The organism is Mucilaginibacter koreensis (assembly GCF_054783355.1).
The window spans coordinates 3,285,433-3,303,267 of sequence record NZ_BAAGQS010000001.1 but is presented as its reverse complement, the minus strand read 5'-3'; the positions used below and the strand labels follow the sequence as shown (position 1 = coordinate 3,303,267).

The 17,835-nt window shown below is 41.1% G+C and carries 20 protein-coding genes and 2 pseudogenes; 14 read left to right on the top strand and 8 right to left on the bottom strand.

Annotated features, from left to right (window positions below; translation table 11 throughout):
* The first annotated feature begins 49 nt into the window (after positions 1-49).
* Positions 50-436, top strand: coding sequence for a hypothetical protein (locus ACYVNW_RS14760; RefSeq protein ID WP_460680639.1), 387 nt, complete (start codon positions 50-52; stop codon positions 434-436).
* Positions 437-601: 165 nt separating this feature from the next.
* Positions 602-2,140 (top strand): YifB family Mg chelatase-like AAA ATPase, encoded by a 1,539-nt coding sequence (locus tag ACYVNW_RS14755; RefSeq protein WP_460680638.1) that lies wholly within the window; start codon positions 602-604, stop codon positions 2,138-2,140.
* Positions 2,141-2,229: 89 nt separating this feature from the next.
* Here ACYVNW_RS14755 and ACYVNW_RS14750 read toward each other — a convergent pair whose 3' ends face one another.
* Positions 2,230-2,520, bottom strand: coding sequence for a hypothetical protein (locus tag ACYVNW_RS14750; protein ID WP_460680637.1), 291 nt, complete (start codon positions 2,518-2,520; stop codon positions 2,230-2,232).
* 391 nt (positions 2,521-2,911) lie between these two features.
* On the opposite strand from ACYVNW_RS14750, the pseudogene ACYVNW_RS14745 reads away from it, so the two are divergent.
* From ACYVNW_RS14745 to ACYVNW_RS14735, 3 genes and pseudogenes are all read left to right on the top strand, one after another.
* Positions 2,912-3,625: pseudogene (locus ACYVNW_RS14745) on the top strand (PAS domain S-box protein); the annotation flags it as partial.
* 75 nt (positions 3,626-3,700) lie between these two features.
* Positions 3,701-3,784: pseudogene (locus ACYVNW_RS14740) on the top strand (hypothetical protein); the annotation flags it as partial.
* A 9-nt stretch (positions 3,785-3,793) separates the two neighbouring features.
* Positions 3,794-4,336, top strand: coding sequence for a sensor histidine kinase (locus ACYVNW_RS14735; RefSeq protein WP_460681023.1), 543 nt, complete (start codon positions 3,794-3,796; stop codon positions 4,334-4,336).
* Positions 4,337-4,353: 17 nt separating this feature from the next.
* On the opposite strand, the gene ACYVNW_RS14730 is transcribed toward ACYVNW_RS14735, so the two are convergent.
* From ACYVNW_RS14730 to ACYVNW_RS14710, 5 genes are all read right to left on the bottom strand, one after another.
* The gene (locus ACYVNW_RS14730) at positions 4,354-5,634 is read right to left on the bottom strand and encodes a hypothetical protein (RefSeq protein WP_460680636.1); all 1,281 of its coding nucleotides are present in this window, start codon (positions 5,632-5,634) and stop codon (positions 4,354-4,356) included.
* A gap of 165 nt (positions 5,635-5,799) precedes the next feature.
* Complete coding sequence (locus ACYVNW_RS14725) at positions 5,800-6,717, bottom strand: helix-turn-helix domain-containing protein (RefSeq protein WP_460680635.1); 918 nt, start codon at positions 6,715-6,717, stop codon at positions 5,800-5,802.
* Between the two features lie 6 nt (positions 6,718-6,723).
* Entirely contained in the window at positions 6,724-7,695 is a 972-nt protein-coding gene (locus tag ACYVNW_RS14720; protein WP_460680634.1) for an NADP-dependent oxidoreductase, read from the bottom strand.
* A 388-nt stretch (positions 7,696-8,083) separates the two neighbouring features.
* Positions 8,084-9,070: a hypothetical protein gene (locus tag ACYVNW_RS14715; RefSeq protein WP_460680633.1), complete on the bottom strand. Its 987-nt coding sequence runs from the start codon at positions 9,068-9,070 to the stop codon at positions 8,084-8,086.
* 54 nt (positions 9,071-9,124) lie between these two features.
* Positions 9,125-10,072 (bottom strand): hypothetical protein, encoded by a 948-nt coding sequence (locus ACYVNW_RS14710; RefSeq protein WP_460680632.1) that lies wholly within the window; start codon positions 10,070-10,072, stop codon positions 9,125-9,127.
* 272 nt (positions 10,073-10,344) lie between these two features.
* Here ACYVNW_RS14710 and ACYVNW_RS14705 point away from each other — a divergent pair, with 272 nt between their 5' ends.
* From ACYVNW_RS14705 to ACYVNW_RS14690, 4 genes are all read left to right on the top strand, one after another.
* On the top strand, positions 10,345-11,094 hold the full coding sequence (locus tag ACYVNW_RS14705) for an SDR family NAD(P)-dependent oxidoreductase (RefSeq protein WP_460680631.1): 750 nt from the start codon (positions 10,345-10,347) through the stop codon (positions 11,092-11,094).
* 69 nt (positions 11,095-11,163) lie between these two features.
* A complete protein-coding gene (locus tag ACYVNW_RS14700; RefSeq protein ID WP_460680630.1) occupies positions 11,164-11,745 on the top strand; it encodes a TetR/AcrR family transcriptional regulator in 582 nt (193 codons plus the stop codon).
* A 102-nt stretch (positions 11,746-11,847) separates the two neighbouring features.
* Positions 11,848-12,291, top strand: a complete 444-nt coding sequence (locus tag ACYVNW_RS14695) for a hypothetical protein (RefSeq protein WP_460680629.1) — start codon at positions 11,848-11,850, stop codon at positions 12,289-12,291.
* Between the two features lie 228 nt (positions 12,292-12,519).
* Complete coding sequence (locus ACYVNW_RS14690; protein ID WP_460680628.1) at positions 12,520-13,077, top strand: DUF4251 domain-containing protein; 558 nt, start codon at positions 12,520-12,522, stop codon at positions 13,075-13,077.
* 24 nt (positions 13,078-13,101) lie between these two features.
* On the opposite strand, the gene ACYVNW_RS14685 is transcribed toward ACYVNW_RS14690, so the two are convergent.
* The gene (locus tag ACYVNW_RS14685; protein WP_460680627.1) at positions 13,102-13,287 is read right to left on the bottom strand and encodes a hypothetical protein; all 186 of its coding nucleotides are present in this window, start codon (positions 13,285-13,287) and stop codon (positions 13,102-13,104) included.
* Between the two features lie 41 nt (positions 13,288-13,328).
* On the opposite strand from ACYVNW_RS14685, the gene ACYVNW_RS14680 reads away from it, so the two are divergent.
* Positions 13,329-13,958, top strand: coding sequence for a hypothetical protein (locus ACYVNW_RS14680; RefSeq protein ID WP_460680626.1), 630 nt, complete (start codon positions 13,329-13,331; stop codon positions 13,956-13,958).
* Between the two features lie 51 nt (positions 13,959-14,009).
* The gene (locus ACYVNW_RS14675; protein WP_460680625.1) at positions 14,010-14,522 is read left to right on the top strand and encodes a hypothetical protein; all 513 of its coding nucleotides are present in this window, start codon (positions 14,010-14,012) and stop codon (positions 14,520-14,522) included.
* Positions 14,523-14,771: 249 nt separating this feature from the next.
* Here the strand turns inward: ACYVNW_RS14675 and ACYVNW_RS14670 are convergent, their stop codons facing one another.
* Positions 14,772-15,245 carry a hypothetical protein gene (locus ACYVNW_RS14670; protein WP_460680624.1) on the bottom strand — a complete coding sequence of 158 codons (474 nt, stop codon included), beginning with the start codon at positions 15,243-15,245 and terminating at the stop codon, positions 14,772-14,774.
* A 331-nt stretch (positions 15,246-15,576) separates the two neighbouring features.
* On the opposite strand from ACYVNW_RS14670, the gene ACYVNW_RS14665 reads away from it, so the two are divergent.
* Genes ACYVNW_RS14665 through ACYVNW_RS14655 form a run of 3 tightly spaced genes read left to right on the top strand, consistent with a single transcriptional unit; the run spans position 15,577 to position 17,509 of the window.
* Positions 15,577-15,882 (top strand): HNH endonuclease, encoded by a 306-nt coding sequence (locus ACYVNW_RS14665; RefSeq protein WP_460680623.1) that lies wholly within the window; start codon positions 15,577-15,579, stop codon positions 15,880-15,882.
* A 2-nt stretch (positions 15,883-15,884) separates the two neighbouring features.
* The gene (locus ACYVNW_RS14660; RefSeq protein WP_460680622.1) at positions 15,885-16,496 is read left to right on the top strand and encodes a hypothetical protein; all 612 of its coding nucleotides are present in this window, start codon (positions 15,885-15,887) and stop codon (positions 16,494-16,496) included.
* A 2-nt stretch (positions 16,497-16,498) separates the two neighbouring features.
* Positions 16,499-17,509: a DUF4407 domain-containing protein gene (locus tag ACYVNW_RS14655; RefSeq protein WP_460680621.1), complete on the top strand. Its 1,011-nt coding sequence runs from the start codon at positions 16,499-16,501 to the stop codon at positions 17,507-17,509.
* Positions 17,510-17,835: the final 326 nt, after the last annotated feature.

The window sequence follows — 17,835 nt, the reverse complement described above, 5'->3', positions numbered from 1 at the left end:
TCAGCGCGGCTGACAAGGTACCAAGTATAAACATTTAAACACTTAAGCCATGATTAACTCATATCAATCCATTTACGTAATGGTGCACCGGTGGATATTCAAAAACTTTGGCCAGGGTAAATTACCGCAAGCCAAATCGCTGTTTAATGTAAGCTTTCTGCTTATTTTGGTTTTAACTTATGTGTTGATGGGTTTACAATTTATGGTAAGCTCGCACTTGGTACATATTACAGCCGAAATAGCTTTGTATATGACATTGGGCACCGTATTTTTTATGCTGCTGAACTACCTGGTGCTGCTGAACAATAAATGGCTGAAAAGCCTGAATGACCGCATGGCTGTGTTAAGCCGACATAATAAAAACATATGGTCGGTAGTGCTGCTATTGAATGTAATTATTGTTTGTGTATTCTCTGTGGCCATGCTGGTGAGATAAACGCATTATTCAAAAATAGTATTTTACTTATACGCCATTGCCTTAAACAGCAATGGCGTTTTCATTTTAACAGGATAGCGAGGTAATTGCAGGATTTAATTTCCGCTTACCAGCACATCAAAAAAACTCCCTATCTTAACCGCATTATCTAAAAATCTAAATCTTTTGTTAGTTAAAACGTTTGGCAGTGCGGTTTACGGGGTGCAGGCCAGTACCATTACAGTTGAAGTTAATATTACTTCGGGTACCAATTATTTTATTGTGGGCTTGCCCGATAATGCGGTTAAAGAAAGCTATTTCCGTATTGATTCGGCCCTAAAAAACTGCGGTTACCACATGCCCCGCCAGCGCCTGGTGGTTAATATGGCCCCAGCCGATATCCGCAAAGAAGGTTCGGCTTATGATCTTACTATTGCTACCGGCATTCTGGCCGCTTCCAGCCAGATAGAGACAGAGAAATTAGACAAATATTTAATTATGGGCGAACTGGCCTTGGATGGCGAATTGCGGCCCATTAAAGGTGCCCTTCCAATTGCCATACAGGCACGTAAAGAAGGTTATAAGGGTTTTATCCTGCCTAAACAAAACGCCCGTGAGGCCGCCATTGTAAATGAGCTGGAAGTGTACGGCGTTGAGAACCTGAAAGAGGTAGTTGACTTTTTCAACAGTGAAGGCCAGTTGAAGCCTACCATAGTGAATACCCGCGAAGAGTTTTACGACAGCCTGTGCAACTATGATACCGACTTCAGTGATGTAAAAGGGCAGGAAAACATCAAACGCGCTTTAGAAATTGCTGCTGCAGGTGGGCATAATGTAATATTAATTGGTCCGCCGGGCGCCGGCAAAACCATGCTGGCGCGGCGCTTACCTTCTATTTTGCCGCCATTAACCCTGCACGAGGCTTTAGAAACCACCAAAATACACTCGGTAGCCGGTAAAATGGCAGCTGCAGATGCGCTGGTAACAATAAGGCCTTTCCGCTCACCGCACCATACCATTTCTGATGTGGCTCTTGTAGGTGGAGGCGGCAACCCGCAGCCCGGCGAGATTTCTTTGGCCCATAACGGCGTACTGTTTTTAGATGAGTTGCCCGAATTTAAACGTACTGTACTTGAAGTAATGCGCCAGCCGCTGGAAGAACGCCGCATTACCATCTCACGGGCGCGGATGACGGTAGAGTACCCTTCCAGCTTTATGCTGATTGCCAGCATGAACCCTTGCCCCTGTGGCTACTATAATCACCCGGAAAAGGAGTGCATTTGTCCTCCCGGAACGGTACAAAAGTATCTGAGTAAAATATCAGGCCCTTTATTAGACCGTATTGATTTGCATGTGGAGGTAACGCCGGTGAATTTTAGCGAACTATCTTCCGAGCGGGTTTCTGAAAAAAGCGACGACATCCGCGAGCGGGTCATCAAAGCACGCGAAATACAGGTGGAGCGCTTTGGCAATAAGCCAGATTTACATGCCAACGCCCAAATGAGTTCTAAAATGGTGCGCGAAGTTTGCCAGATTGATGCCGCCGGACAAACCCTGCTTAAAAAAGCTATGGAAAAGCTGGGCCTCTCCGCCCGTGCTTATGACCGTATTTTAAAGGTGGCCCGCACCATTGCTGATTTAGCCGGCAGCAATGATATTGAGTTGGCACACTTAGCCGAGGCCATACACTTCAGAAGCCTGGATCGCGAAGGCTGGGCGGGTTAAAATTCAATATTAAATCCATCGAAGTATATCATAAAAAAGCCGCTCAAACAAAACAGGAGCGGCTTTTAAATTGTAATGGCAGGCATAGCTTAGTCATTATCATCTACACCACTTTTGCCGCTTCTTAGCTTATCTTTGTCACCCAGGTCCATATTCATTTGCTCATCATTACCATTGTAGCCAATCATGGTATCTTCGGGTGCAATCTGGTAGCTATCACTTTCCTGGTGGTTTTCGCTTACTGCATTGGTGGTACCTGCATACCCGGTATTGTTCTGCGTTTTCGGGTCGGGCTGATTTACATTTACACCGCCAATATCATTATCATATTGGGGCTGGTTGCCTTCGGGCTTTTGCTGATTTTCTTGTTGATTTGCCATAACAGTTAATCTTAAGATACTATGAATTTAGTTAACATAATTAACAAATAGTTAATTAATTGGTTTTGATATAATATCCCTGCTGTTAACCAACATTAGTGTAAGTAGCGTAACTTCTCCTGAAATTGCCTGGGATTTATGATATTATATTTATATCAAAAAGTATAGTACAATTACTGAAGATCAACTTGTGCATTTGCACACCAACATATATTGAGTTTATAATCTAACGTTAAATATCGCACATTATAGTATAAAAACGTAACCATTAGTTTATCAGCTTTTTAACTGTAAACAAATTATAATTATAAGTGCTTTTTAAACCACCTTTACTCTTTATTGTAGTATATGATTCACTAACTTTAAAGTCTTTTTATAAATCAATTATCCCTTGGCTTCCTTTATTTACATAAAAAAATACGAGCAAATAAGAAAGTTTCTGTTTCCTGTTTTTTTACTTGTTGCTATCACCTTATTTAAATTTGCTTTTAATTCAGAGTTGGGTAACAGAACACCATTTTTACTATATACAACTGTAATTATTGGTACTACATGGTATTCTGGTTGGGTTGCCGGACTGATTATGGGTTTTGTATGTACGGCCGCTATGGACTACTTTTTTTTGGAACCGTATTTTTCATTTGTTTTTAAACCCCGGCTTACAACCCAAATGATCATTTTTTCATTACAGAACCTCCTGATATCAGCAATGGGATATTTCATGACCCGTGCATTGAGAAAATGTGAGGCTTCTGAAAATAAATTTAGATTGCTTGTTGAACAAGCATGCGAACTGTTGGTATTAAGGGATATTAGTGGCCAGGCAACTTATGTTAGCCCAAGGGTAACAGCCATATTTGGCTACACTACTGATGAGTATCTGGCTACCCGGGTGGACAAACTATTTACTAAAAACTCATTTATAAATTATCAAAACTGCCTGGCACACCTTCTTAATGAGCCCGGCGCCAAAGAAGTTTTAAAACTTGAATTTATCCGTAAAGATGGTACCCAAGGTTGGTTAGAGGTTGATTTATTTAACTATTTGAATGAATCTGGCATTAATGCATTGGTTTCGCATTGCAGAGATATTACTTCGCGGGTAAGCCTTGAAAACCAAAAAGCTGGATTTATTGGCGTTGCCAGTCATGAACTTAGAACACCTCTTACCTCCGTAAAGGCATACCTGCAGATTTTGGAAGTCAGGGCGTTGAAAGCTGGTGACTCTTTTTTTTCTGAAGCCTTGCGTAAAGTAAACAATCAGGTTAAAAAGATGACCGATATGGTCAACGGCTTCCTTAATCTTTCTAGGCTGGAATCGGGTATGCTGGAGCTGAACAAGGAAACATTTGATTTAACTGGCTTAGTAGAGGAGGCGCTGGAAGAATGCAAACTGGTAATGCCCAACCGTCAAATAGCGTTTACCTCAGCAACTGAAGCCAAGGTATTTGCTGATAAAGAAAAAACCCTGTCGGTTATTACTAACTTACTTAACAATGCGGCAAAGTACTCCAAAATAGAAAAGCCAATAACTATAAGCATCTCGGTAAATTCAGGGCAGGCGCAATTAAGCGTTCAAGATCAAGGCATAGGTGTAAGGTTGGAAGATAAATCTCAAATCTTTAACCGGTATTACCGGGTACATAACGAACAAACCAAGGTAGTATCTGGTTTCGGGATAGGACTTTTCCTATGCGCCGAAATCATTAGGTTGCATGGCGGGGAGATAGGATTAGAAAGTGAATACGAAAAAGGATCAACCTTTTATTTCAGGTTACCATTAGCCGTTGTTGAACAACCGGTAACGCTTAAATAACCTGTAATTAAAGTCCATCACTTACTTTGATTCCGGCATGCATAATAATTGCGTATCCCGATAGCTACCTGCATAGAGTAATCGGTACGGGTAAAGCTTCTTCCCTGCTGAACTATTTTTCCGGTACCTGCAGGAACAGTGCTGAAATATTCACCAAAATCATCATCAGAATAATTATTGATATTGCCCAGCTTTCCAAAGCTTGCAACTATACCACTCATGTCATTAGCGGCACGGCCATGACAGGAAATGCAGGATGATCCAGGATTATCAACAGGCCCATTAAGGCGCCCTCCCAAGCCCAGGTGGCGTATGTATAAAGCACCGGGCTCTTTCTCACCTGCTGGTTCTATAATTTTTTCGTTAATATAGCATTCACGCAAATGGTTGTTTATAAAAGCCCCTTTTGTGCGCATTGCATCTTTTATAGCCGAATCATCCCCCCAGGAAAGCCCTACTGGTACCAACCTGTCCCATATGGTGCTTCCGCTGCTGTAACCGTTATACATAAATGTACCAAAAACCCAGCCGGTTCTTTCAGCACGATGATCCTTTACAGCTATATCTATTTGCAAAAGCCTTACCGACCGGTTCACTCGCTTTAATTCCGGATCACTTATTTTTAACGGATTTTTGGGGTAAATATTTGCTATCCATTCAAGGCTTCCTTTCATAAAAGGCAATTGCTGTGTTGTTCCATCGGTAAATAGCAGTTTGAACGCCACTGTTCCTTCCGGAAAATCAGAAAGTTCCGGCTTAGGGTTCGGGCCCGAACGCCATACTTTATTTAACGTATAACCTCCGCGCTCATTATAAAACCCGATAGCCCACGTTTCCAGGTCTGTGCTTTGGTGGGCATGTAATTCATAAGCCGGCGTAAAACGCTCACGTGTTAAGCCATGTACAAACTCACGTCCGTTACCTATGTACTTTCCCCCTTTACTATACTTACCATCATCATGCAGCCAGGGTGCATGGTACCATTTTCGGTACTTATTGCGCTGCACTTCAAAATCAACCTCCTTGTTACCTTCTAAACAATAGTTTAATACTGTTTTCATGTATTTTTCGGGGTGAACTTTGAAATCAATTTTTTCCCAATTAAAAGCTTCTTCCTGGTTATAGGTATCAGGGTAATCCTGCGCTAATTTAAACGGGTGAGGATAATTCGCCGAGGGAGGATATACAGCATTGTAGCTCGGAAAAGTAACCGCAAGCTGCTGTGGACATTTATAAGGCAAAAAAGATGAAGATAAAACTGCCAGCAAAATAGCTGATATAACAAATAACTTTTTCAAAACAGCTTAATTGAATCACCAAATATAAACTGCAACAAGTTTATTTCCGCTGTACAGATTTATTATTCATTTATAACATTAAAGCTAAAGGTTAGCAAAAGTTAAACATTGAAAGTACAAAGCATAAATGGTGCAACCTCTATATCAGGCTACCTATGTAAGGCATCAGTTAAACAACTGCCTGAACTCGAGCGGCGACATTTCAGTTTTTGCCTTAAACAGTTTACTGAATGAGGGTAAATGTTCAAAGCCCAATTGGTAAGCAATCTCACTTACCGATAACTGCGTAGTAGATAACTTTTCTTTAGCTTTTTCAATTAGCTTTTCGTGAATGTGCTGCTGCGTATTTTGCCCGGTAAGTACTTTAAGCAAGCTGCTGAGATACTTGGCTGACAAGTTTAAAGACTGAGCTACAGCGCTTACTGTAGGTAAACCCTTTTTAATCAAATCATCATTATTTAAATAATCATTCAACCACCGCTCTAAACGTTCCAGTATTTGATGGTTTGCTTTTTCGCGGGTAATAAATTGCCGGTGATAAAAACGGTCGGCGTATTTAAGTAAAGTTTCCAGATGCGAGATAATGATGCTTTTGGTGAATTTATCCATGTTCAACCGGCTTTCCTGCTGTATACGGTTTACTATATCCACCCATATCACCTCTTCCTTTTCTGATAGAAACAGAGCTTCGTTTACCGAGTAATCCCAAAAATCATATTGCTTAATAGTACTGGCCAGGGTCGTATTCCATAAAAAGTCAGGATGAATGAGCAACATCCACCCTGATTGTTTGACTTGTACGGTATTTGGAGCAATGGCTAAACTCAGCACCTGGCCGGGAGCTACAAATGATAATATGCCTTCATCATAATCGTACGTCTGTTGCCCGTATTTGAGCTTGATTTCATCAGCATTCACTATATTTTTTAATGCGATACAATAAAAATCATAACACCAGGCTGCTGGCTCGGCCAATTGCAAACTTTCAGCGTTTTTCACTTCAAACACACTAATTAAAGGATGCTCAGGCTTAGGCAGCTGCCTGAACTGCAAAAACTCGCTGATGGTTTTAAAACGCTTCAATGGAGATTAATCTTCTTTTCTTATTTCCAATACAATTTTACCACGCACGTGTTTGGTTTCGCTTTCGCGGTGGGCCGCTGCAACTTCAGCTAAAGGGTACACTTTGCTGATCACTGCTTTTACCCGGCCTGCGTTGATGAGCCGCGTGGTTCCCTCCAATGAGGAGGTGTAAGTAGTTACATTTCCTCCCCCCACTAAAGTACCGGTGGCTTTCTTTTTGGCGAGTGCATTCAAAAACTCTTGTTCCAGGGGCTGATCCAGGTGGGTACATACATAGATGCCGCCCTCTTTAATCACATCTACCGATTTAAACCTGATGCTGCTATCGCGCACCGGTGAGGCATTAAAAATCAAATCCACATCACTCAGCAGCTCTTCAAATTTCTGATGGTTGTAGTCAATTACCTCATCAGCGCCCAAATATTTCAAAAACTCAAAGTTATAGGCTGATGCGGTACCAATTACATAGGCCCCCATAGCTTTGGCAAACTGCACCGCTAAATTACCCACGCCACCTGCTGCACCATGTATCAGCACCCGCTGCCCTGGCTGTACTTTGCCCAAATCTACAATACCATTCCAGGCAATTAAGGCACAAGAGGGCAATGCCCCGGCCTCGTTAAACGTAATATGCGGCATCATTGAGAACTGGCTGGCTTTAGCCGCAATACACTCAGCATAACTGCCATCGCCCGGAAAGTTAGGCACGCCATAAATCCGGTCGCCTTTTTTAAATGATGTCACTTCGCTTCCGGTTTCCTCTACTACGCCTGCGGCATCCAGGCCCAAACCCAGCGGCAATTTAAGGTAGGCACGCAAGGCCTCGTTGCCCCCCTGGCGGATGATATAATCGGCAGGGTTAACACTGGTGGCATACATTTTTACTAAAATTTCATCGGGTGCTGGTGTTGGGCATGCTAATTCTTCCAGCTGCATTACTTCCGGTCCGCCAAATTCATTCACTCTTACTGCTTTCATGGTACTTTATTCTTGATACACAAAAGTGATAAAGAGTTTATATCAACATTTAGCCGAATGGCGCTTTGGTTTAGCCAAAAAGCCAGAACATCTTATCTGGCTTAGATGGCTATGAGAAAGTTTATTGTTTATTACCTTAAACGGCGTAGTACAAGTATCAGGCAGCTAACCGACAGTTAATACGTTATCTTTTTAAGTGCCTTAGGAAATATAAAGCAACTTAAAAGTTCAGATGGCTTCTATTTTAAAAACTTGTAGAATGCAATCAGCTGGTGCAGCTGTTGTTATAACTGGCATGAGTGTATTTGTTCCAAAGCTTATGCGAAGGTTAACATACTTTAGACTGAGGCGACCTGCAATATACCGGCTCGCCTCAGTCTATAAAAATTTAAAAGCCCCTGTTGACTGTTGTCCAGGCTTGATTAGTAGTTACACCAAAACCAATAGATGGTACACCATCAAATAATTTGCCGCTGAGCACGGTGCGCATATTTTGCTTAGCGGTAACATTATCAATGTTTTTACCTGCTATACGGTTGCCTGCTGCATCATAAGCCGTAAGTATCACCGAAAATGGGTAGTAATAGTTCATGGTATAAGTAGTGAGTTGCAAGCCTGTTTCCCCTATCATTGCTGCCGGAACTTTCACTTTATATTTAGGCGTTAATGCAAATGCGTTAGCATTTAGAGGTCTGCTACCATTCCATTGCGGCACATAATTAATTGAAGCAATATCATAAATAATGTCTGCTTCAACAGTTGCAGCATTGGCAGGTACAGCATCAGTAACATTAATCTGCAACTGGGCCACGCCACGTTCTAATGTTACCTGCTGTGCTGCCGGAGCAACGCCCGGCACTTTAAAAGTAAGCTTTTTCACAAAAACATCTTTCCAGGGGGCCATGTTTGAGGCTACTGTATTTGAATCAGCAGCATAAACAAAATCATCCAGTGAATCAAAAGAAGGATCGCCTATATAGGCTCTGCTTTTTATCAAACCTTTTTTACCGGCTACCAGGTATACCGTGTAAGTGCCGGCTGGTACACTGTCCCTGATGGTGCCAAAGTCCGCCATATCAGAAGTTTGAGTTAATGAGCGGGTGTTGCGATAGCCGTTGTTTATGGTGTAATACAGCACATCAATGGTGTCTTTTAAGGCAGCTATGGCATTAGTTTTTACCGCAGGCTGGTTAGTTGATTCTGTACGTATGCCGAGCGTTGTCATATTTTGTGAAAAAGATGCCAGCGAAAGGGTAAACGGATACAATTTAGTATCGGCGCCTGTATTATCAGGCTTATCGCCCGAATGATCTTTTTTACACGAAAAGCACAGCAAACATAAAAGAGCTGCGGTATAGTAGGTAATATTTTTCATGGATACCTGAATTACGATTGGAAATGGTTAAGGATAGATAAGATAATATACTGTTTAAAAATTGATAGTGGAGGCAGTACCGCCCAGTGGCTGTGTATTTACAGTAAAGCCACCTGTATTGCCACTACCTTTAAACAAGTAACCCGAGAGCACTGTCTTTTTACCTCCCTGCACGCTTACTGCAGGTACAAGGGCTTTATACAGGCTCGCATTCCTGCTATCGTAAGCGGTAATGTATACATCAGCAGTGATGTTACCCGGTAAATTATCATTTAAAAACTGGTATGGCATCGCATGTTTGGCCACGGTAATGGAGTCCATGTTGTTGTAATTGTTAGGCACAGTAAAACTCAAATTGCCCGGAAAACGATAAATTTCGTTATAAACAAATGCAATGCTGATTTTGGTTACGCTGGCGGGTATGGCATCCTGTATATTCACCTGCAGTTGCCCGCCAATGCGATCAAGCGTAAGCTGCTGCTGCTGGTTTTGATTACCTACCTGTAAATCATATTGTTTAAAGTAAGTGTGCCCCCAGTCATCAAACTTTGGGTTATTAAATACAATGTAATGGTTGGATAACAGCACAGGTGAAAAGTTGGCATAATTAACCACATTGAGCTCGTTACTTAACGATCCGGCAAAAAACACGGTGTACTTTCCAGTAGTCAGGCTATCGGTTACACTACCAAAACCGGCATCGCCAGCATGTTGTAGCAACCGGTGCACCAGCTTGTTGTTACTGTCAAATACCAGGTAATACAGCAGGTTTAAGTTTTGCCGTAAAGAATCTGCACTGCTGGTAGCGGCCAGTTTGATACGGTTGGGCGAGGCATTAATTGGACTAATATTTTGGCTAAAACCGGATACATTAAACGATACGGGATAACGAGTTCCGGTACTTTGTGAGCTGTTGTCATCAATAGTGGCATGATGCTCTTTCTTACAGGCAAACAAACATAAGCCGCACAAAGTCAGAATAAGTAAAGATGTTTTTTTCATATGAAAGGCTTTAGGTTTATTTAAGAAATCCTTGAGCTTTAGTTAGGAAGTAATAATTGAGATATAAACATCAATTTAATCTGTAAGTTTTCTTAAAAAGAAACATGATTTAACTTCAATGGTAACATTTATATTACAACAATTAACCTTTTATATCTCATGTATTGGCAGCTTCTTCCTTCTGTCATCTATTCATAATCTTTTTATTATTACGGAACGAATATTCCAAAATGGATATACATTGGAACGTTCATTCCTAAATAACACAGAACATGAAAAAATTAGCAAACAAAGTAGCATTAGTAACCGGAGCCTCAAAAGGTATTGGTGCAGGTATTGCCAAAAGTTTAGCTGCCGAAGGTGCAGCAGTTATCGTAAACTATGCATCAGCCAAGGCAGGAGCTGAGAAAGTAGCAGATGAAATTACAGCCGCCGGTGGTAAAGCCGTAGCAGTACAAGCCGATGTTTCTAAAGCGGCCGACGTAGAGCGCCTGTTTACCGAAGCCGAGGCTGCATTTGGCCCCCTGGATATTTTAGTTAATAATGCCGGCGTTTACGAATTTGGCGCTATTGAAGCTATTACTGAAGAGCATTACCACCGCCAGTTTAATACCAATGTATTGGGCCTGTTACTGGTAACCCAGGGCGCTGTTAAAAGCTTTGGCGAACGTGGGGGCAGCATTATCAATATCAGTTCAACGGTATCGCGTATTACGCCGCCGCAAAGTTCGGTATATACGGCTACCAAAGCTTCGGTAGACGCCATTACTCAGGTACTGTCAAAAGAACTGGGCCCGAAAAAGATCCGTGTCAATGCCATTAATCCGGGCATGGTAGAAACGGAGGGCACACATACCGCAGGCTTTATTGGCGGCGATTTGCAAAAACAGATGGAACCGCAGGTACCGCTGGGGCGCATTGGCCAGCCGGAAGATATTGCGCCGATTGCCGTATTCCTAGCTTCCGAAGACTCAGGCTGGCTCACCGGCGAGGTATTGATTGCCAGCGGCGGTATGCGATAAACCCCGAAAATCCATTAAAATAATTGGTAGCTTTGTGTTGAGTAATCAGCATAAAGCTTTTGCTTTTTTATGGCCAGAACGAAAGATTTTGATGAGCAGGAAGTACTGAAAAAGGCCATGTGTCTGTTTTGGGACAAGGGCTATAACGGCACCTCGATGCAGGAACTGGTAGACGGCCTGGGCATTAGCCGCTCGAGTTTGTATGATACCTTTGGCGATAAGCACCAGCTGTACCTGAAAGCGCTGGAAGCTTACCAGCAGGGCTATGGCAACCAATTGTGTACCCTGATTAGCCAGGTACCCTCAGCCAAAGCCGCCATTAGAGGTATACTCGACCTAGTGGTGGGCGAATTGCTGAACGACCAAAATCGCCGCGGCTGCTTTGTAGTGAATGCCGGCATTGAACTGGCTGCCCACGATGCTAAAGTAAATGCGCTGGTTTGCGAGAACGAGCTGCAACTGGAAAGTGCCTTTTTAAAAGTACTGCGCCAGGGGCAGGAGAGCGGCGAAATCCCCCCCGCCAAAGATGCCCAAGCTTTGGCCCGTTTTCTGAACAATACAGTAAAAGGCATGCAGGTTTCAGTAAAATCAACCACCGACAAAAGCTTTTTTGAGGATGTGGTGCGGGTGGTGCTTACGGTGTTGGATTAGAAAGGATGTACTTGCTGAATTTGCCTGATAAGCGTACAACAAGGCAGAAATCAAAACTTTCAATGTATCCTAATGTTGGTTTGGTGTCACTACCACAACTATATGAAACCATTTTACGCACGTTACATCGCCCTATGCTTTTCCCTTTTGTTATTAATAAGCTTGGGCTGCAAAAAGAAGGCGAAAGACAACCCGGCCCCCAACCCTGAACCGGCACCGCAGAAGATGATTAAGCTTACCTACGAGGTAACCAGTTCTGTACCGGCCTTAACCTCTCCGGGCCATAACCAGTTAATGTTTACCGGCACCGAAGGCGGCTACCTGTTTGACACTTATACCGGCAGCACCTGGAAGAAAGACCTCACCATCCCCGACAATGGCACCAGCTCCATTAACTTGCATGTGGATATGGTACTGGATGGAGACAAAGCCACTTCTACCGGCAAAATTTACATTAATGATGAGTTAAAGGCAACTGCCAACAGCACCGCGCCCTATTACTCAAACGGCCATACGCAGGTGTTACTTGATGTGAAGTACCGATAATATTACTTAGTTACTTTATTAAGTTAGCTTAAAATAAAGCATTTTAGATTTATTTTAAGCTAAGTTTTTAGTTGGGGAATATTTAATGTTTTAATTAAAATAAGCATTTAAAATGCTGACTATAAAAAATACAATTAACTCAAATAAAAGTAAATGGTGAAAATAATCTAATAAAAAATTAAACCTATATATTGATTTATAGTCTGATTAATAATAACCTATCATCCTATGAAACCTATTAAGATTTTTTTCATTGTATTGAGCTTATTGTTGGGTAAAAGTATTTACGCACAGCAAACTTTAAAGACCTCCAATACTATCCAAGATGCTATAGCGAACAAAAGGTTTGTATTTATAGCTAATGCTGTACAAGAGCCAGGTACGCCCCGTGCAATTCTTAGCAGCAGTTTTTATTCTGTCTTTAAGATAGACAGCAATAGTGTAATATCAAATTTGTATTACCCTTCCAGTCATTGGGAAGGCGCGGGCCCTATCTTACCTAATTATGGCTTTTTAACATATAACTCTACTTATAATAAGTACAAGGTAAAAATAAAGAAGAATGGATCTACTCAACTGCTTTTAAGCCCTCAAAGTAAGTACAATATTCGTAGCATAGAGCTTAATGTGGCTAACAACGGCTCTGCAAATATGTATATCACTTTCACCAATATGCATCCGGTAACTTATTATGGAGATATTACTTCTTTAGAAGCCAGTGAAGATATTTACACCAATACGCCTTATTCCAGACCCATATTCAAAGGGGATGCTATTAAGCAGTAATTACATTCAGCTATCCTTCAGCTTTTAATTATTTACGCAGCTAACCGCACCAAACACCCCACTTTTGAAAGCTATCTGCCCGAACTGATGAGTTACCTGCACTACCTCAGCCCGCAACAGGTGCAGGAGCAATTGGTAAAATATGGCAATTACAAAGGCATTAAGGCGTAAGCGGACAAAAAAAAGGTCTTGGTTTACACCAAACATCATAGAGCCCGTTAACGTTGATGTTGTATTTACCACACCTGCCAATGAAAAATATACTGCTGTTTTGTGCTATGGTAATGATGGGCTATGCGTGCCAGGCGCAGCCCGATGCACGGGTAAACCTGGATTTGGAAAAGCTTACTTTTAAGGAGAACCCTAAAACGCTGATTCAGAGCCGCAGGCGCTCTGCCGACCGCCTGGAGCCCCTGAGTACCTTGCCTGCCTATTCTGTTTATGATACCAAAGGTTATACCTTCGGGCCGGTGAAGCTGGATGGCGAGAGCCAAACCCAGTTTATCCTCAACTCGGTAGAAGAGAAAAAAATAGTGGGGCTGGTGATTTGGTTTGATACTGAGGCTTCCTCAAAAGCCATCAATACCTACATTTTTAATAAACACCGGGCGAAACCTGTGGTGCTGGAAAAACAAATTCAGGAACGCGACCGGCAGAACAAACCTTACCTTACCGGTTCTGCCTACCTGTGGCGCAATGTACGACCCGGCGTATCCATGATTTTGTCTAAAGACTATGGTACGGTAGTGAATGGCCGGAGGGTTGAAAAAGCTCAGCTGATATTTATCGATAATAGCGTAAAAGGCTCGTACCAGGGCAGCTACAAAACAGTGCTCGACCGGATGATTGCCACCTACACCACGAAGCACGACCACGATTAATACTGCTTTTGAAAAGCACTGAATCATACGTTTTAACATTTAGAGCCACGAATGATGAAAAGAAGGACCGTATTCATATTTGCAGGTTTACTATGGCTTTGTACAGCTATAGCTACGGGCGCTTTTGGCCAGACACAAAAGCCATTTCCTTACCGGCTTACCAAGGCTGATATACCTCAGGGCTTTACCTTGGCGGGCCCTTTTAGTAAGGCAGACAAGCAACTGAGCCTGAGTGCCAACCAGGGGATAGTGACCGATAAAAAACTGATAGGCTTAGGCCTGTACGAAAACGTAGATACCCGCCAAATCAACCGGGTATTTGTAGCCTCCTATATCCCATCCAAACATGCCGAGAACGGCCTTATTGTTTTTATTGTAGAATACAAGAACCAAGCGGCCCGTATAAGGGAGCAGGCCAAACTGCCACATAATGCCGAAGGGTACTACCTGGTGAAAGACAATTACCTGTTTAGCATTGGTGCCGATGCCAACGATTACCCCAAACAGGTAAGGCAACTGGTGAATAAGTTGAAGGCACGCTGGCACCTCACCAGTAGCAATTGAAATTTAAATATTGAAGCCTGTATTCACCTTTAAACAGTGAAGGCGGCGATAAAATATGTGAAAAGGCAAGTAAGTTAGAAGATTACTTGCCTTTTGGGTCTAAGTTACACTGTGCTGAACTTAGGCCATTTAAGGAGGGGTTATCTTTAACAATTAATTTGCTTTTCTTCTGTTGTATCTGCTTCCACTCAAGCGCCAAAGCTTGAATAGAAGTAGACAGTATTTCGGTACTAAAAACTTTTATATCATTTATTTTGAATCACTATATACGATGCTCTCAGCAAGATCATAAATGAATATAGTATTTGGCTGTTTACGCCGTTGAGCCTCGAATACCGACATAATGCTGGCCACTACTTCTGAGGGTGGATTACGCGTTGCCTGATCTGGTATGCAATCAAACTTTTGGTTATCGACCGTCAGGCAAAAAACCACAGGCCGCTGCTTTAAATTGAGTTTATCGGAAAACCGGTAACTTAATAAAAACCTAAAGCTGCCATACATATCTTTTGAAGCATCATTCAATAATTCATATCCTGTGATAACATTGTGCTGATTAGTCTTGATTTTTACTACAGCATAGTTCCAATGACAATCGTTTCTAACTGATTCAGGGGTTTTGTATTTAGACCTTACATAGGCCATTACTTCATTAACGCCAGGTTTGACATTTTGAATCAGTAATCCCAATAAAGACAATCCCCAAATGATTATAAATTTCATAATTCAAATTTTTAGTGAAGCCCTGTACCCAAATTCGCTGCACACAAGTAAGCTAGAGCCTTACCGCATTTAGTGTCTAAATTACGATGTGTTAAAATTAGACCAATGTATGGAAGGTTATCACCTAAATACTTATTATTACATTGTGATAGATATATGTATTAAAATATACTTATATTTATAAAAGGAAAGTCATTATACGATTTAAATCTAATAATGATTTTTTAATTAATAATAAATATACCTAAGCCTTTTTATGAATAAATACCGATATCCGTCGTTGAACCTTACCCGACGGATACCCAATTATCATCACTACCACGATAACACATTGATACCACAAAAAGGTGGAACAATTGATTTAAATGCACCAGCACATGGAACTTATGGTGAATTGCTATTTGATGAAAGATGGCGTTCAAAACGCGCTGAAATTCTAATTAGAGATAAACACCACTGCGTGATATGCGGAAATACTGAAGAATTACAAGTTCATCATAGGCAATATCACTACATAAAAAGCCAAAATCAGTTCAAGCCGCCGTGGGACTATGTTAATGAATTATTGATTACACTTTGCAAAAGCTGTCATCATAGAGGACATAACAGATTCAAAGTACCAACCTTGTCAATATAATTATGGGAATCTTTGACCTTTTTAACCGCCGTGCAGTACAACTGAACACAGTTGAAGCTATGGACACTCATAATCAGGAAAAACCTTTGCCTGAAATAGAAGAACGAATTTTTATTGAACATGCCCCCCAAACGGATCAAAGACAAATTAGTAAAGAACAAATAATACTCCCTAAACCACCAATGGAAACACAAACTAGTACAGATAACAACATTGCATTGCTTTATCATTTTTTGGATCGCAATCATGAAGCTAAAGGTTATGATGATGCCTTATTAAATCCGGACACTACTCATTTGCAACAAAACTTAGAGGCGTTAAAAAATGAATTAGTCCGTACAATTAATAAAGTTAAAACCTTTTATGAAGATTTTATTCAAGAAACTGAATATCATATATTAAGTAGAGGTCGAAGTGGTATGGTAGATATTGTTGAAGAATTAGAAATGAAAAAGAGAATTGCGCTTGGCCACATGGAAAAGGTAAAAGAGATAGAAGACAACGTTGAAAAGAATGAGGGAGATTGTAAAGGGATAATAATAAGCTATACCAGAGGTTTTAAAAATGGATTAGCAGCAATTTCGCACCATAATATCTTAACAAGGAAATTTTAGTCATGAAATGGTGGATTAAATTTGGCTGCTTTTTAACAGGTTACAATTACAACATCATAGCGGCCTCAAGTGAAGTATCTGTTAAAGCATTAAAAAGATATACTTCGGCAATGATGATAGTTTGTGTCATGTGGTCTTTTATTGGGTTTGTATTTACTAAAAGATATCTTAGTGGAGAACTTTGGGGTTCTGTAATTGGTGCATTAATTCTATGTTTCATAATCATTCAAATTGAAAGGCAAATTATACTCTCAACAAGCACAAATAAGAGTATGTATAACTTTAGAATATTGATTGCCATAGTAATGGCTTTGATTGGATCTATCATCATAGACCAAATTATATTTCAAAAAGATATTGAATTAGGAAAACTTGAAACTTTGAATGCAAAGGTAGATAAGATACTTCCAAGCAAGGAAAAGGAGATAAAAACTCAAATTGTACAGCTTCAAGAATCATTACTTGCACATGAAAATGAAAGGAAAAAGTTAACCGATGATATTACTCTGCACCCTGTTATAAAATCAGTCAGTTCACAAAGCAATATACAACCAGTTGTAACCACGAGCCAAGATTCTACGAAGGCAACAAGGCAGTCTATTAATGTTGTTAAAACAAATACCGTGTCTGTCAATTCAATACCCAACCCAAATATTGCTTTAATAGCTCCTATTGATAAACAAATAAGTGACTTAAGAACTGATAAAGCGACAAAAGAAGCATCATTAATAAAATTAAGAACTGATTTAGAAAAAGAAATAAAAGACAAAACTGGCTTTTTGGATGAATTAATAGTTATGGTTAATTTAATTAAAAGCTCTTGGGTTGCATTGATAGTATGGCTTTTGTGGTTAACTTTCTTAATAGGTATAGAACTATTTGTTATGTTTAGTAAGAAAAATGATGAACAAAACATAAACGACTACGATCTCACAATTCGGCATCATATGGCATTACAGAAAAGAAAATTAGCTCTAATGTATCAAGCTATAGAGACTTCTTCTATACATTGACACCCATACACTGGCGCGAGTTTACAACTTGTGCCTTTTTTATGCACCAACCCGCTGCTCCACTAACCTTAATAACGCTTGCTTCTTCAAAGCTTCCAATTTCGATACCCCAAGCCTCCAAATTGTATAACCCCTAAAAACCACTGACATCAACATGCCACTGCTGCGTGGTGCTGCGGGTGCTGCGCACTGCTTCAGGGTGCTGCGCCTGCTGCGTAGTGCTGCACCTGCTGCATCCGCTGCGCGCAGCACCCACGCAGCACCGCTTAAATGATACCAAAAAAGGCCCGGCAGTACGCCGGGCCTTTGCTGTTTGAGTTAATTAA

What these genes read in the sequence shown, in the direction of transcription:
- ACYVNW_RS14760 (WP_460680639.1), top strand. Translation starts at nt 50, where the DNA reads ATGATTAACTCATATCAATCCATTTACGTAATGGTGCACCGGTGGATA.
- ACYVNW_RS14750 (WP_460680637.1), bottom strand. Translation starts at nt 2,520, where the DNA reads ATGGCAAATCAACAAGAAAATCAGCAAAAGCCCGAAGGCAACCAGCCC.
- ACYVNW_RS14735 (WP_460681023.1), top strand. Translation starts at nt 3,794, where the DNA reads ATGACCGATATGGTCAACGGCTTCCTTAATCTTTCTAGGCTGGAATCG.
- ACYVNW_RS14720 (WP_460680634.1), bottom strand. Translation starts at nt 7,695, where the DNA reads ATGAAAGCAGTAAGAGTGAATGAATTTGGCGGACCGGAAGTAATGCAG.
- ACYVNW_RS14715 (WP_460680633.1), bottom strand. Translation starts at nt 9,070, where the DNA reads ATGAAAAATATTACCTACTATACCGCAGCTCTTTTATGTTTGCTGTGC.
- ACYVNW_RS14710 (WP_460680632.1), bottom strand. Translation starts at nt 10,072, where the DNA reads ATGAAAAAAACATCTTTACTTATTCTGACTTTGTGCGGCTTATGTTTG.
- ACYVNW_RS14705 (WP_460680631.1), top strand. Translation starts at nt 10,345, where the DNA reads ATGAAAAAATTAGCAAACAAAGTAGCATTAGTAACCGGAGCCTCAAAA.
- ACYVNW_RS14700 (WP_460680630.1), top strand. Translation starts at nt 11,164, where the DNA reads ATGGCCAGAACGAAAGATTTTGATGAGCAGGAAGTACTGAAAAAGGCC.
- ACYVNW_RS14695 (WP_460680629.1), top strand. Translation starts at nt 11,848, where the DNA reads ATGAAACCATTTTACGCACGTTACATCGCCCTATGCTTTTCCCTTTTG.
- ACYVNW_RS14690 (WP_460680628.1), top strand. Translation starts at nt 12,520, where the DNA reads ATGAAACCTATTAAGATTTTTTTCATTGTATTGAGCTTATTGTTGGGT.
- ACYVNW_RS14685 (WP_460680627.1), bottom strand. Translation starts at nt 13,287, where the DNA reads ATGATGTTTGGTGTAAACCAAGACCTTTTTTTTGTCCGCTTACGCCTT.
- ACYVNW_RS14680 (WP_460680626.1), top strand. Translation starts at nt 13,329, where the DNA reads ATGAAAAATATACTGCTGTTTTGTGCTATGGTAATGATGGGCTATGCG.
- ACYVNW_RS14675 (WP_460680625.1), top strand. Translation starts at nt 14,010, where the DNA reads ATGATGAAAAGAAGGACCGTATTCATATTTGCAGGTTTACTATGGCTT.
- ACYVNW_RS14670 (WP_460680624.1), bottom strand. Translation starts at nt 15,245, where the DNA reads ATGAAATTTATAATCATTTGGGGATTGTCTTTATTGGGATTACTGATT.
- ACYVNW_RS14660 (WP_460680622.1), top strand. Translation starts at nt 15,885, where the DNA reads ATGGGAATCTTTGACCTTTTTAACCGCCGTGCAGTACAACTGAACACA.
- ACYVNW_RS14655 (WP_460680621.1), top strand. Translation starts at nt 16,499, where the DNA reads ATGAAATGGTGGATTAAATTTGGCTGCTTTTTAACAGGTTACAATTAC.